This is a genomic window from Streptomyces sp. 7R007 (assembly GCF_054850255.1).
The window spans coordinates 1-13,776 of the sequence record NZ_JBTWMV010000061.1; the positions used below are offsets into that span (position 1 = coordinate 1).

The 13,776-nt window shown below is 65.5% G+C and carries 10 protein-coding genes and 2 pseudogenes; 6 read left to right on the forward strand and 6 right to left on the reverse strand.

Going from position 1 to position 13,776, the window contains the following annotated elements:
• Positions 1 to 268: 268 nt before the first annotated feature.
• The 3 genes and pseudogenes from ACYF6T_RS39530 to ACYF6T_RS39540 form a co-directional block, all read left to right on the forward strand.
• Positions 269 to 514: pseudogene (locus ACYF6T_RS39530) on the forward strand (IS701 family transposase); the annotation flags it as partial.
• Positions 515 to 1,047: 533 nt separating this feature from the next.
• Positions 1,048 to 1,896: an alpha/beta hydrolase family protein gene (locus ACYF6T_RS39535; RefSeq protein WP_461702795.1), complete on the forward strand. Its 849-nt coding sequence runs from the start codon at positions 1,048 to 1,050 to the stop codon at positions 1,894 to 1,896.
• A gap of 102 nt (positions 1,897 to 1,998) precedes the next feature.
• Positions 1,999 to 2,937 carry an alpha/beta hydrolase gene (locus ACYF6T_RS39540; protein ID WP_461702796.1) on the forward strand — a complete coding sequence of 313 codons (939 nt, stop codon included), beginning with the start codon at positions 1,999 to 2,001 and terminating at the stop codon, positions 2,935 to 2,937.
• Positions 2,938 to 3,115: 178 nt separating this feature from the next.
• Here ACYF6T_RS39540 and ACYF6T_RS39545 read toward each other — a convergent pair whose 3' ends face one another.
• The 3 genes from ACYF6T_RS39545 to ACYF6T_RS39555 form a co-directional block, all read right to left on the reverse strand.
• Positions 3,116 to 4,453, reverse strand: coding sequence for a sensor histidine kinase (locus ACYF6T_RS39545; protein WP_461702797.1), 1,338 nt, complete (start codon positions 4,451 to 4,453; stop codon positions 3,116 to 3,118).
• 77 nt (positions 4,454 to 4,530) lie between these two features.
• Positions 4,531 to 5,250, reverse strand: a complete 720-nt coding sequence (locus ACYF6T_RS39550; RefSeq protein ID WP_461702798.1) for a response regulator transcription factor — start codon at positions 5,248 to 5,250, stop codon at positions 4,531 to 4,533.
• An 85-nt stretch (positions 5,251 to 5,335) separates the two neighbouring features.
• Entirely contained in the window at positions 5,336 to 7,591 is a 2,256-nt protein-coding gene (locus ACYF6T_RS39555; RefSeq protein ID WP_461702799.1) for an MMPL family transporter, read from the reverse strand.
• Between the two features lie 912 nt (positions 7,592 to 8,503).
• Between ACYF6T_RS39555 and ACYF6T_RS39560 the strand changes: the two are divergent.
• A pseudogene (locus ACYF6T_RS39560) lies at positions 8,504 to 8,755 on the forward strand (IS701 family transposase); the annotation flags it as partial.
• Positions 8,756 to 9,085: 330 nt separating this feature from the next.
• On the forward strand, positions 9,086 to 9,805 hold the full coding sequence (locus ACYF6T_RS39565; protein ID WP_461702800.1) for a GntR family transcriptional regulator: 720 nt from the start codon (positions 9,086 to 9,088) through the stop codon (positions 9,803 to 9,805).
• 435 nt (positions 9,806 to 10,240) lie between these two features.
• Here ACYF6T_RS39565 and ACYF6T_RS39570 read toward each other — a convergent pair whose 3' ends face one another.
• Positions 10,241 to 11,221: an ATP/GTP-binding protein gene (locus ACYF6T_RS39570; RefSeq protein ID WP_461702801.1), complete on the reverse strand. Its 981-nt coding sequence runs from the start codon at positions 11,219 to 11,221 to the stop codon at positions 10,241 to 10,243.
• A gap of 212 nt (positions 11,222 to 11,433) precedes the next feature.
• On the opposite strand from ACYF6T_RS39570, the gene ACYF6T_RS39575 reads away from it, so the two are divergent.
• Complete coding sequence (locus ACYF6T_RS39575; RefSeq protein ID WP_461702802.1) at positions 11,434 to 12,000, forward strand: O-methyltransferase; 567 nt, start codon at positions 11,434 to 11,436, stop codon at positions 11,998 to 12,000.
• Between the two features lie 351 nt (positions 12,001 to 12,351).
• Here ACYF6T_RS39575 and ACYF6T_RS39580 read toward each other — a convergent pair whose 3' ends face one another.
• Positions 12,352 to 12,966, reverse strand: a complete 615-nt coding sequence (locus ACYF6T_RS39580; protein ID WP_461702803.1) for an alpha/beta fold hydrolase — start codon at positions 12,964 to 12,966, stop codon at positions 12,352 to 12,354.
• A gap of 105 nt (positions 12,967 to 13,071) precedes the next feature.
• Positions 13,072 to 13,761 (reverse strand): type 1 glutamine amidotransferase domain-containing protein, encoded by a 690-nt coding sequence (locus ACYF6T_RS39585; RefSeq protein ID WP_461702804.1) that lies wholly within the window; start codon positions 13,759 to 13,761, stop codon positions 13,072 to 13,074.
• Positions 13,762 to 13,776: the final 15 nt, after the last annotated feature.

Below are 13,776 nucleotides of genomic sequence, written 5' to 3' on the forward strand. Positions count from 1 at the left end.
GGCTACGGCCCCCACTCCCCGTGCCGCCTGGTCGTGGCCGCCACCGATCCGCCGTGCTGCCGGAGGTCGCGTCCCGCGAAGTGGTGTAGCGATGTGGAGGTCAAAACTCCGCAGGTCACACATTCCTGCAAGGCCGACGCCCGGGTAGAAGCCGCTCCGGTGGGCTGGATCAGGATCGACACCGACCGAGGCGCCTCGACGGCGATCGCCGCGGAGGCGGTCGCCGGAGCGAGGCGGTCCGGATTCCTACACCACTTGGCGGGACACCATCCTGCCGGAGAAGGCCACCCGGTACCTGGCCACCAACCTGTCCCACCCCGACGCATCCCACGCCACCGGCCCGTACCCGCCGGCCGCCCTCGCCGAAATCGCCCGCCTCTACGGGCTGCGGCCGTGGATCGAGCAGAGCTACGAGCAGATCAAGGACGAACTCGCCTGGGCCGACTTCCAGGTCCGCTCCGACCGCGCCACCCACCGCCATCAGACCCTGGTCAACTGCGCCTTCTCCTCCTGCCGGCCCTGATCGACGCGATTGCCGTCGGACACGGTCTTGACCTCCGGCGTTGTGACCCAGGTTGTCGCTCGCGCGCCGTGGACAGCAGTTCGTGCACCGGACGCCTTGTCCAGACGATGACGTCTCCTCGCTACCCCACCGCTTCGACGGCGACGGCTTCGTCGTCTGCGGCTCGTCGAGACCACAGCGTTTGACAATGATGCTGTAGCAAATACGCTACTTTCTACGATGCACCGCACCTCGCTCCGTTCGTCTCGAGGGCGACCAGGCATGCGCGGCGGTCGTTAGGGCAATCACCCGCGGACGTAAGCGAGCGAGGACAGGATGTGACCTAGGAGGGACCCCTTGCCGGTTCCATGAACGTCAGTTCGACGCCAGTACGTGACGGTCGCCCTACGTCCGTTCACGTCGCCACGCTGCCAGCCCCATCCCGGTCGGGGTCACCGCGGTCAAGAGGTGCATGGACGCGGTAATCACGGCATCGACACGCCCTACGTCCACCCGGGGCCTCACCCAGCCTGAAGGACCATCGCATGACCGCCGAACACAGCCAAGCGCCGATTTCCCCTTGGGATCTGCCCGCCGGGCACCCCGGTATCACCTTCCTCACCGGCAAGACAGCACTGTTCGCCCACGCCGGGGATCCGCGTTTCTCGTATTGCCTGTACGTCCCGACAAGCCACAGCCCAGACGGCCCGCCCAGTCCGCTAGTGGTCGCCGTCCACGGGACACGACGTCGGGTCGAGACGGTCCGCGACGCGATGGCCGGTTTCGCTGAGCGCCACGACTGCGTCCTCCTATGTCCGCTCTTTCCTGCCGGGATCACCGGTCCCAACGATGTGGACAGTTACAAACTCCTGTCGGCCGACGGATTCCGTGCCGACCAGGTGCTGGTGGCCATGGTGGAGGAAGTCGCCCGCCGCTGGCACGTACGCACCGACCGCTTTCACCTCCACGGCTTCTCCGGCGGCGGACAGTTCGCCCACCGCTTCGCGTATGTCCACCCCCAGCGGCTGGCGTCCCTTTCTGTCGGCGCTCCAGGCCGTGTCACGCTGATCGACTCTACGAGTCCCTGGTGGCGAGGGACGGCCGACATGGAGAAACTATTCGGTGTCGAGATGGATCTGACCGCCCTGCGTGACCTGCCGGTACAGTTCATCATCGGTGAGCAGGACACCGGAACAGCCGACTTCGCGCCAGTCAGCGAGACCAGCCCAGTCCCTGTCGGCAAAAACCGCATCGAGAACATCAACGATCTCCGCGCCAACTGGCAAGCATACGGCATCACTTCCCGTTTCGATACTGTTCCGGGGGTGGCCCACAATCAGTTCGGCGTGCTGCCCGCTGTGCAGGAATTCTTGGCTGCGGCTCTCGCATCCTGAGTCACGACCAAGGTCACTCCCCTTCAGGAACCACGAGTCCGAAGGCCGGCCCACCATCGACTCGCGCTCATCACCCACAGCTGGCCTGGAGGATGAACTGCCGTGACATCGCAGAGACTTGACCCTCAAGTAGCCACCTTCCTGGAGGTTCAGAGGGCTGTCAGTCAGCAGGTTGATCGACTCGACCTCCGCTCACTGCGCAAGATGGCCGTTGCCCGTCCCCCGGCGCAGACGCACGGGGTTCGCGACCATCTCGTACCTCTTAGAGATCGCACGCTCCCCATTCGTATTTACCCCGGAGTCCGCGACGACTGCGTCATTCTCTTCTTCCACGGTGGTGGCTTCGTCAAGGGGAACCTCGACTCGCACGACGAGCAGGCCCGGACACTGTGCGGTAGCACAGGACGTGCGGTCGTGTCCGTAGATTACCGGCTCGCCCCTGAGCACAAGTTTCCCAGCGCGTACGAGGATGCCGTGGAAATCGTCGCCTGGGCTTTCACGAATGTGGCCACGGTACTGGGCGGCTCTGATCGTCCAGTTAGAGTCGCGGTGGCGGGCACCAGCGCAGGCGCCAATCTGGCGATCGGCGCGGCACTGGCCCTCGCGCGCACGCGGGAAGCGCCCGTGGCACAACTACTCGCCTATCCGATTGCGTCAGGTGATGCCGAACTGCCCTCACGTATCCGGTTCGCGGAGGGCTATGGGCTAACCTCGCATGCGATCGAGCGATTCATCGAGGCGTACCTATCCCATCCGGCACAACGGCAGGACCCGCGTTTTGCACCAGCCCTCTCACCCGACCTCGCCGTGCTGCCGCCGACGGTGCTCGTCAGCGCTGGATTCGACCCTCTGCGCGACGACGCCCGGCTGCTCTTGGATCGGCTTCGGACGGAGGGGGTACGGGTGCTGCCTCTCGAGGAATCGACGCTGCCCCACGGATTCTGGAAGTACGCGCGGCTCTCTGACGCAGCGGACGCTGCCGTGACCAGGATGTGCGGTGCTTTTCGTGATCTGCTCGACAGCATCGCCGTGACACAATGATCGATCCATGTCGCCTGTGCAGTACTGGAATGCAGCCCGCTGACATCGGCGCTGTGCCGGAAGGCATCGCCCTCACCTCGGCGGGCGCTGGACACCGGCAGCGAGCAAAGCGCCTGCTCGACCGCACCTTGGACGGCCCACGGTCTGTCCGTGAGGACTCGTCCGTGCGGCACGTGGGTTATCCCGTGCTGTGGCCGCGCGGGAGGCAAACGGTGACGGTGGTCCCGATGCCCAGGTCTGACTGCACGCTCACCTGTCCGTTGTGGGCATGAACGATGGCTTCGACAATGGCCAGGCCGAGCCCGGAGCCACCGTAGGCGCGACTGCGGCTGGCTTCAGCTCGCCAGAAGCGCTCAAAGACTCGAGGCAGGTCCTGAGGAGAGATTCCGGGGCCATTGTCGATGACTTTGACCTCAACCTCTTTGGCATTGAGGGTGACCTCGACGCGGACGGAAGTATGGGCCGGGGTGTGCTGGACGGCGTTGCCGACAAGATTGCGCAGGACTTGCTGCAGGCGAGAAGCGTCTCCGACCACAGGTGCGGACGGCGCCAGGGACATCGCGATATCACGCTGAGGATAGATGATCTGGGCGTCCTCGACGACACTGGCGGCCAGCGCGGTGACGTCCACGTTCTCCTGTTCAACGGGTCGGCCGGCGTCCAAGCGGGCGAGTAGGGCGAGATCTTCGACAAGCAGGCGCATCCGCCCTACCTCGTTCTCGATGTGCTCGAGTGCGGTTTCCAAGCCCGGCCCGGAAAGGCCACCTTGGCGGTGGAGGTCGAGCCAGCCGGAGATCGTGGACAGTGGGGTGCGCAGTTCGTGGGAGGTGTCGGCAGCCAGCGACCGAACGGTCGCCTCGGCCCTGGCCTGGGCGTCGAATGCCCGGTTGACGGCCTTTGCCAGCAAGTCGGCTTCACTGTCGTTTCGAAGGGTGGGAAGCCGGTCGGTCAGCGAGCCTGCTGCGATGGCGTCAGCGCTACGCGCCATGCGGACGAGGGGTCGCATCCCCAGGCGGAGAACAATGACAGACAGCGCCAGCAAGAGGAGCAGCGCGGCACCGATGAGGGTGAGTTGGCGGTTGATGAGAGCACTCGTGGTGGCATCGTCCACGGAGGTGTCGATGGCGAGGATGACGGCAGCCGGCTTGACGGTGGCTTCGGCGGCACCACGATCGATCGTCAGGCCGGGAGTAGGGATACGTGTCGCGCTGAGATCGCCTCCGTCGTCGATGAAGACGCTGCCTGGCGCCGTTGTCTCGCTGAGCGCGGCGAGTTCGTCGGCTGCCCGGGACGCGGAACCGGTACTGAGCAGAACCTTGTTGTCCTCGTTTACGGCCACCAAACCCAGAGGTGATCCGAGAAGGGCACCCAGCTGGTCGGAGTTGGCAGTCTGGGGCCCTTTCCCTATGACGTGTGTCAGACGTTTGGCGTCAGCTTCGAGCGTTGCCTGATTGCGTTTGTCCAGGAAGCCGTCGAGGAGGAATGCGCTGATGACGGCGCTGGCGACGAGTCCCACGACCAAGAGGAGGGCCAGGCCGAGGAGCAGGCGCAGTCGGACGCTGGCTGGAGACCAGGGAAGGCGGAGGCGGAGTTTCACGTGTCGGCCGGTTCTCTGAGTGTGTAACCGATGCCGCGAACGGTGTGCAGCAGCGGCGTGCGACCGTGGTCGATCTTGCGTCGGAGGTTGGAAATGAAGCGTTCGACGACGACAGAGTCCCCGCCGAAGTCGTATTGCCATACAGCCTCAAGGATCTGGGCACGGGACAGGACTTGTCCCTGGTGGCTCAGGAGGTAGTGCAGCAACCGGTATTCCGTGGGAGAGAGATCAACGATCTGGCCGGCACGGCGGACTTCATGGCGTGGGTCATCGAGCGTGAGGTCCGCACAGCGCAGGTTGGCACTGTCCGTGAGAGTGGCTGCGCCGCGTGCGCGGCGCAGGAGTGCCTGGAGGCGGGCGCCGACCTCCACCACACTGAAGGGTTTGGTGACGTAGTCGTCGCCACCCAGACGCAGTCCGCGGACACGGTCTTCGACTGCGTCGCGGGCAGTCAGGAAGAGCACAGGGACGTTGATAGCGCGGGCGCGCAACAGCTGCAGAATCTCGAAGCCGTCGGCCCCAGGAAGCATCACGTCGAGGACGATGACGTCCGGGGGGCGGCGGGCGACCTGGTCAAGGGCGTCGCTGAGGTCGCCCGCCGCTTCGACATCAAATCCGGCGAATTCCAGTGCTGAGATCAGCAAGCGCCTGATGCCGGGATCATCGTCGATGACGAGCACGCGGTCGGTGGTTTCCGACGTGTTGATTGCGCTCATGTGTGCTCCTGATATCGACGGCGGCAGCTCGACGGGTGCTGCCGTCGGCGCGTGTATCCCGGTCTCGGCCTTGCTGGTCATCGTGTCACAGGCTCACTGGTGTGTGGTCTTCAGCGTGGTCGGGCCTGTGAGGATCCGCCGCGCCAGGGGTGTGGAAGTTCTCGCCGTCAACGTCGAGGTGAGGCAGCACTCGTTCAAGGCTTCGGGGCAGCCACCAGGCGCGGTCTCCGAGGAGCGCGAGGACGGCCGGCACGAGAGTCATGCGGACCAGGAAAGCGTCTATCAGGACACCGAAGGCCAGGGCGAACGCGATGGGCATGATGTCGGGGTCTCGGGAGAACAGGAAGCTGACGAACACCGAGATCATGATGAGCGCGGCTGAGGTGACCACGCGGGCGGCGTTGTTGGCGCCATTGAGGATGGCCGCGTGGGCGTTGCGATGGTGGTTGTAGTCCTCGCGCATGGCGGACACGAGGAATACTTCGTAGTCCATGGCCAGTCCGAAGAGGACGGACATGACGATGATGGGCACGAAGCTGGCCACCGGGCCCTGGCTGGGCACGCCCAGGAGGTCAGCCAGCCATCCCCATTGGAACACCGCGACGGTGGCTCCGAAAGCAGCTCCCACGGACAGCAGGAACCCGATGGTGGCCTTGATCGGGATGGCCACGGATCGGAAGGCGATCATCAGCAACAGGAGGGAGAGGCCGACGACGACAACGACGAAGGGGACAAGTGCGCCACTGAGTTTGTCTGAGACGTCGATGCTGACTGCGGTCAGGCCGGTAACCGCTACGTAGCTGCCGCTTGAGTGTGCCAGCGGGAGCATCTGTGTGCGGAGGCGAGAAACGAGGTTGCTGGTTTCCTGAGACCGAGGTCCGGTGTCAGGGGTGACCTGGATACGGGCTGCCCTCTTGTCTTTGGCCACATCCACACTGCTGACATCGGCGATGCCTCGGACATCGCGCAGAGTGTCCTGCACGGCGGCGGCTGTGGAGGTGACGGCGGCTGGGTCGTTGTTCTCCACCAACACGATGAGAGGGCCGTTGGTTCCGGGGCCGAAGGCGTTACTGATCATGTCGTAGGCTTGGCGGCTTGAGTTGCTCGTGGCGGTGGAGCCCTCGTCGGTGAGCGCCAGCTTCAGCTCCATGCCGGGAATGGTCAGAGCAATGAGCGCCACGGTTCCCATGATCAGGTTGCGCAGAGGATGCTGCAGGACACGACGAGTCCAGCGGACCCCCATCGCGGGAGTGCTGCCATTAAACGCTGCGTGCTGGGCGGTACGCCGACGAAGCTTTGGAAGGAGCCCCCGGACTTTGGGGACTTTAGGAGCCTTGGGCGTCAGCTTGCGGCCGGCCATTCCCATCAGCGCGGGCAGCAGGGTCAGTGCCGTGATGACGGCGACAGCGACGGCCCCGGCAGACGCGAGCCCCATCGAGGTCAGCATCGGAACGCCCGCGACGGACAGGCCGGCGAGCGCGATGAGGACGGTGGCACCAGCGAAGACGACGGCACTGCCAGCCGTGGCGGTGGCCCTGGCGATGGATTCCCGGACCGGCATACCGCTCCCGAGCTGGGCACGGTGACGAGAGACGATGAACAGGGCGTAGTCGATGCCGACGGCGAGACCCAGCATGATCGCCAGGGTGGGCGCGTTGTCGGAGACGTCGAATACCGTCGAAAGACCCATCATCGCGGCCATCGTGCCGACGATGCCGAGGACTGCGGTGATCAGCGGCAGGCCGGCGGCAAGCAGGGAGCCGAAAGTGATCACAAGAATCACCAGAGCCACGCCCAGTCCGATCAGCTCACTTGGCCCTACAGGGGGTTGGGAGGTTTCGTACGGCTTACCGCCGTAGACCGTCTTGAGTCCTGCGGCCTGGGCTTCGCTGCCCGCGGCTTTCACCGCATCCAGCGTGCTGGCTGGGACGTCGTCCTCACTCTTAGTCGTGAAGGTGACCTGCGCGACTGCGGTGCGACCATCTGCGGAGATGGCGCCACTTGCCTCTGGGCTGCTGACCTCGCTGACGCCGTGCACACGACTCGTCGCCTTCAGTGAGGCTGCCAGTGACTTCTGCATTTGCGGCTCGGTCACTTTGCGGCCGGACGGCGCCTGGAACACGATCTGGGCTGACTGCGCATCCGGCTCAGGGAAGTGGCGGTCCATCTTGGTGAGGGCAGTCTGAGCCGGTGATCCAGGGATGGAGCCGCTGTCCGAAAAGGAACCGGCGAAGGAAACTCCCAGCCCGACCACCGCGCCAAGGGCGAGAAGCCACCCGATCAACATCGTTCGCCATCGACGAGCGCCAAGAGCGCCCAAACGATACAAGAGAGTAGCCATCAATGATTCCCTCACTGTTAGGAAGAGGACCCGCCACATCGTTCTCAACGGACTTGACAGCCACCCCACGACGAACCTGAGGGTTTCTTGACGGTCGAATGCCCGTGTCTTCAGGCACGCCGGACGTCGTTCCGCCCATCACCTTCCTCGCAGAGCCCGGTTCGGGTCGTTGCCTCCGAGGTCGGTATGGCTCTTCACCTCTGTCCTTGTTGATCCGGGGGTGCCGTCGCAACGGTCGGGCGGCACCGGTTGATCGCTGCGGGAAACGCGTCCGCCTTCGGGCAGGGCTGCGAGATGTGGTTGCCGATCTCCGGTGCGCGGCCCATGTGTTCTGCGCCCTGGACACAAACAAGTCCATCCACCGCGGCACGGCTCTGCTGGCCGACGGCCGTATGACCTTCGACAAGCCGCTGTCCAACGGCGAGCCCCAGCTGCGGAGGCGGTTCGCCCGCCCCCGTCGCAAGGGGGAGGGCCTGGTCGTGGTCGACCAGCCGGCTCCATCGGCACGCTGGCGGGGTACCACCGTCGCCCGCGCTTGGATTGCCATCCCGGCACCGGCAAAGCCGCCGTTGCCGCTCGCACCATGCCCCGCCTCCTGCACAGCAGGGAAGCCGGCGTAAGCGTCCGGGCCGAACTGACCCGTTCCTGGGCCACGATGGCGACATCGCCCATGCGCCACCCGCATCTCCAACCGGCTGCGCGAACTGCTCACCTCGATCCACCCGGCCCTGGTACTCAGCGGGATTTTGCAGTCTGACCTGGGCTTTTCGCCGGGTGGCGGGGGTGTGGCGGGACTTCGAGCCGTGCAGGGGCGGTCTCACGGAGACCGCCCCTCGATCATGCGACAACGCCGTTGGTAGTGACAGCGGCGAGGCAGCCACCGAGGGTGATCACCGAGTCTGCCACCGAGTAGTGGGACACTTCGAACTGGACGACCTCTTCCTGACCATCGGGACACCGCTTCGGCCGAGTCGAGCTCCGCCGCCACGTGCGGGATGACTGCGCGGGCTACTCGCCCCGGTGGCCCGCGAGAACGACTGGCCGCTGGCCGAAGAGGCCGGCCACTCCACCCCTGACGGCCTGCAGGAATACGTCGCCGACAAGCTCGGCGAGGGCGATGGTGTCCTGATCATCGACGACACCGGGTCAGCAAAGAGGGCGACACCTCCCCCCTGGGGGGCTGCGGGGCTGGGTCAGCAGGACAGGACTGACTGGGATGAGGGGCCGGCAGGCGCGCTGACGACGGATGCGAGCTGGCCGAGGCCAGAAGGCGAACGAGATCTTGGTCAAGGCCGCGGCCGTCTTCGCGAAGGCGATCGTCAAGCAGGAACGGTGTGTGCCTTCAACCATGCTGTGAGGGCCACCGAGGCAAACCGCGCGGCTGTGCCGCGTCCTGGGTGTCAACCGTCCGGGGCGGTCCGCGAGATGCCTGTTGGCCCTGTCGTTCGTCTGTAACAGTTGAACATTCCTGCTGTAGCAAATATCCTACTGTTCATGGCGCAGCTTCCCCAGCTCGCGGCTTCCGTGACCCTGGGAGACCGGGCGTACACGGCGATCCGCGACGCGATTGTTTCAGGTGTCCTTGAACGGGGCCAGAAGGTAACCGAACGAGGGTTGGCTGAGTCCATGGACATCAGCGCCACGCCTGTAAGGGAAGCTCTCCGTCGCCTCGAGCAGGATCGGTTGGTGGAACGCACCGGCCCTCGCTCTGTGCGCATCGCGAAGTTCACCCAGGATGAGTTGCGCGAGTTCTCGATGATCGAGGATGCCCTTCGGTCACTGGCTGCACGTCTGGCTGCGGAGAAGGCCACTGCGGAACAAAAACAGCGCATGCGTGCTGTGCTGGACGAAGCAGATCGTCTGCGTGGTCAGGCAGTCAACTGCGACCCGGGCAGTGACAACGAACGTGAGCTGATCGAAGACATCCTGCGCCACATGCGACGGTTTCATGCGCTGGTAGACGAGGCCAGCGGAAACGCAACGTTGCTACAGATGCTGCACATGGTCGACGCCTTCGGCACGGACGAACGTCGTGACAGCGTCCTTTCCGAGGTGAGCAGCTCACGGCGCCGAGTCGTGGATGAGCGCTATCACCAGCATCGAGCCATCTATGATGCCATCGCCGCCGGAGACGGCAATCGCGCTGCGGAACTGATGGCCGTCCACAGCCGGTCATCGAGCACTTCCCTCCTCTCGGCGCGTTTTTCGCACTAGACAAGTGCTACCCAAACAAGGCCTCAGAGGGCCGGTAGGCTGAACCTCACCTCGGCGAGTCCCGATCTGTCGCGCACGACGTTCAAGACGTTCGCCGACGCGCGCATGCGCAGCCCGACCCATCCGTGTCGGTCCCTGCGTCCGCCAATTCCCGCCATCTTCACACGTTGACGTAGCTCTGGCCTGAGTGTCGCCACGCCGGCCAAGTCTACGAAACCGAGCGTGTGTGAGACGGCGATGCCTCGGTTGGGTGCAGATCAGACGGGGAGCCGGACTGAGCACGAAGCGATCCCGGATCTACGCGTGGCTCGGGCCGGGCTGCTGGGTGCGCTGCGGGCGCCTGGTGGTAGCCGTCGCAGGCGGTCTCTCGAGTGCCCAACGGTCCGCGCGGGCACGGGTACGGGTCGGCGCCCTCTGACAGTCGTGCATCGCGAATCAGGAGACGTCTGGCCGACTTGGGGGCGCAGTCGTCGGCGTCAGTTCGCGGGCTCCCTGCCAGAGCGTCTCGAAGAACTCCCGGCAGCGGGCGAGGTGTTTCCGGTCTTGTTCGCCGTTGTCCAGGGACCAGCGATCCAACCGGGAGCCGCCGAGGATGTCCAGGAGATCGCCTTCGGCCGTGTCCGGTCCGGGAGCCGCAGCGCAGTCCGGGTCAGGGCGCAGATCCAGCTTGTCGTAGAGCCCCTCATACGCCACATCAGTGTTGATGAAGTACAGCTTGCGCATGGGTGACATGTGCAGCACGCGGAACTCGACCGTGAGTGTTCCCTGGCCGCGCGCAGCCATCCGCGTTATGTGGGCCTTCAGTCTTTGCTGGTGCTCCACGACCATGCACCTCAAGTGCTCACGGAACTCTGGGGCGTCGCCGATCCTGCCTCCGGCACCCACCTGGCCGGGGACGTCGATCTCCTCGGTGAAATCCGGGACCAGCACGCGCACATGCACTCTCCGTGCGGGATCCCTTGTCAGGTTGTACAGCATGGACTTCACGGGATTGACGAACGTCTCTCCGGTGAAGCTCAGTGCTGCCAACTGCACTTCTCCCCCGGCTTCGAGCGCCTGCCGGATCTCGGCCTGCACCGCCGTGCGCGTCACCCGAGGACGCAGAACCTCGTTCAGTCGCTGCAGTTCGTCTTGGAGGCGACGCACCGTGTCGGCCAGGGACTGCTCCGTTTCCTGGTGGGTCATGTGCACCGCGTTCAGGCGCTGTACCTCGCTGTAAAGCACGTAGCCCACCGCCGTGAGCAGTGCCCCACCCAGGTACACCTTGCCCTGCAGCGCCTCCCCGACGGGCTTCACGAACTGGGCGACCAGACCCAGAGCGAAGACAACGGCGAGAACAACCTTCGTAACGGTCGACTCCGCGCGCCCCCATATGCCAGCCAGTCGCGCGCTCCATGACAGTCCCGTATTCGACACAGCTTCCCCCCGGCGAGCCGCCGATATCGCCTTCCTACGCCCAGAGTGCCCGCCAAACCAGCGCCATTGAAAGCCAGTTCAGCACAAGCCGCTACCGCTCCTATCTGTTGCTGTGTCCGGGTAGGTTCGCCGGGGCCGGACAGGCGGAACTCCATGCGGACGCCGCTGCCGGCGGATAGCGTCACGCTCACGGTGAAGGGGGATTGGGGATCATGGCAGAACGTGCGGTTCCGCCCCGCGTGGCAGCCGCTGAGCGTGTCGCTGCCGAGGCGCGATTCACGAAGAGCTGCATCCCGGAAGTAGGCAGGCTGCTCACCCTGGCCGCTGCCGCGAAGCCACACGGGGTCGTCGCGGAGAGCGGTACCGGTTCGGGAGTGGGCACTGCCTGGCTGCACAGTGGCCTCGGTGCCAGTGCCCGCCTGGTCACCGTGGAGCATGACAGGGAGCTGGCTCGTCGAGCGGCCGGTGTCTTCGCAAACGACGACCGTGTCAGCGTTCTCACCGGGGACTGGCGGCTGCTGGAGCGGCATGCCCCCTTCGACGTCTTCTTCTGCGACGGCGGGGGCAAGCGGGACGACCCCGAGGGCGTCGTCGAGCTGCTTGCTCCCGGTGGCCTTCTCATCCTGGACGACTTCACCCCCTCGCCCCACTGGCCGCCTCGTTTCGGCGGCGAAGTGGATGAGCTGCGCCTGTTCTACCTCACTCATCCAGCCCTGGAAGCCACCGAAGTTCTTACAACGCCAACCAGTTCAGCGGTTATGGCGGCACGCCGCCGGTAAAGGCGGTTGCACAAGGCCGTGTTCGGGCAGGCCAACGCCTAGCCTCAAGCGTTCATGAGTCCCGTCAGCTTGCTGACGGGGACCCTCGCCGGTGGTGGTGCGGATTCCCTCATCGCGAACGGGGCGAACGCGGCTTGTCAACCTCTAGGCACGCGACGTTCTGGTCGAGGCCGACGAGTACGACCGAGCCGTGGGAGAGGCGGAGTTCCGCAAGAACGTCGCACACGCCCTGGCATGCCTGGCCGCCACGCTCGTCTGACTGTACTCGCCCTGGTGGGCTTTCATGTTGCTCGTTTCCTTCCGCTCTACATCGCCGGAGTGGGCAGCGAACGGATAGAGCCAACGACGTCATCATTCAGGCAGTCTTCGCAGGCCCTGCTGGAGCCCGCCACTCTGACCGGAGCAGCCGGTCTGCCGGCCGTTTCCGGCTTCGAGGAACAGCGCCAGCTGGAGGAGATCGTTGCCGGGGCGGGAGAGCAGCGCGTGATCGTGCTGCCACGCGTCGGGGTCGACCAGCGTTTCCTCGGTGGCGCCGGTCAGGTGCTGCCGGCGTGTGAAGTCCAAGGTCAGCGCCTGACGGACGCCCGCCTCGGTCTGTGGAGTCTGCTCCTTCCAGTAGGCCCGGACGGTGTCGAAGAACTCGGGCACGGATCCTTCCGGATAGGCGTTGCCGTTCTGGCTGATGATGGCCGTGACCGCTGCCGGGTCGTGCAGCGCGAGCCGCCAGCCGATCGGGGCACCGTCATCCTGCACGTACATCGCGTACCGCTCGATGCCGAGCTGCTCGAGCAGGTCCCGGGTCAGCTCGGTGAGGGCGTCGAAGGGGTAGGTGAAGCGGGTGACCGGCGGCGCGTCGGAGTGATCGAAACCCAGATGGTCGGGGGCGACGTGATGCCACCGGTCGGCGAGCAGCGGGAGCAGGTCGCGGAACATGAAGGAACTCGCGGGGAAGCCGTGCAGCAGCACCAGCGTGGGTGCGCCGACCGGTCCGGCTTCGCGGTGGAACAGTTGGCCGCGGAGTCGGCGAAACGGTGATGGATCTTCGACATGGTCTCACCCTCCGCGCAGGGCCTACCCTCTGGTCTTTTCGGCCAGCGCGATCAAGTCGAGCGCGGCCGGACCGGAGGATGCCGGGTTCTGGCCGGTGACGAGCAGTCCGTCGGTCACCACGTACGGTTCGAAGTCACCGCCCTTGGAGAAGTCGGCGCCCTTGGCGATGAGTTCGTCCTCCACCAGGAAGGGCACCACCTTCGTCAGGCCCATCACCTCTTCCTCGCTGTCGGTGAATCCGGTGACCCTGCGACCCGCCACCGAGGGCGTGCCGGCCGGGGTCCGGCAGTGCCGCATCGCACCGGGGGCATGGCACACCAGCGCCAGTGGGGTGCCCGACCTTACGGCCCGTTCGATCAGTGCGATCGACGTCGGGTCCTCGGCAAGGTCCCACAGCGGCCCGTGCCCGCCCGGGTAGAACACCGCGTCGAAGTCGTCGACGGACACCGCGTCCAGCCGCGCGGTGGTGTCCAGTTGGGCCTCGGCCCCGGCGTCGGCCTCGAACCGGCGGGTCTGGTCGGTCTGGAACTGCGGCTCATTGCTCTTCGGGTCCAGGGGTGGACGCCCGCCCTTCGGTGAGGCGAGGATGGTCTGCCACCCTGCGTCCTTGAAGTGGTAGTAGGGCGCGGCCAGTTCTTCGAGCCAGAACCCCGTTTTGCGCCCGGTGTCGCCCAGTTCGTCATGCGAGGTCAGCGTGATCAAGACCTTCATGTGCCCTCTCCTGTC

Bases quoted from the DNA above. Each gene is read 5' to 3' on its own strand.
- ACYF6T_RS39555 (WP_461702799.1), bottom strand. From the start codon at position 7,591: ATGGCTACTCTCTTGTATCGTTTGGGCGCTCTTGGCGCTCGTCGATGG.
- ACYF6T_RS39565 (WP_461702800.1), top strand. From the start codon at position 9,086: ATGGCGCAGCTTCCCCAGCTCGCGGCTTCCGTGACCCTGGGAGACCGG.
- ACYF6T_RS39575 (WP_461702802.1), top strand. From the start codon at position 11,434: ATGGCAGAACGTGCGGTTCCGCCCCGCGTGGCAGCCGCTGAGCGTGTC.
- ACYF6T_RS39585 (WP_461702804.1), bottom strand. From the start codon at position 13,761: ATGAAGGTCTTGATCACGCTGACCTCGCATGACGAACTGGGCGACACC.
- ACYF6T_RS39535 (WP_461702795.1), top strand. From the start codon at position 1,048: ATGACCGCCGAACACAGCCAAGCGCCGATTTCCCCTTGGGATCTGCCC.
- ACYF6T_RS39550 (WP_461702798.1), bottom strand. From the start codon at position 5,250: ATGAGCGCAATCAACACGTCGGAAACCACCGACCGCGTGCTCGTCATC.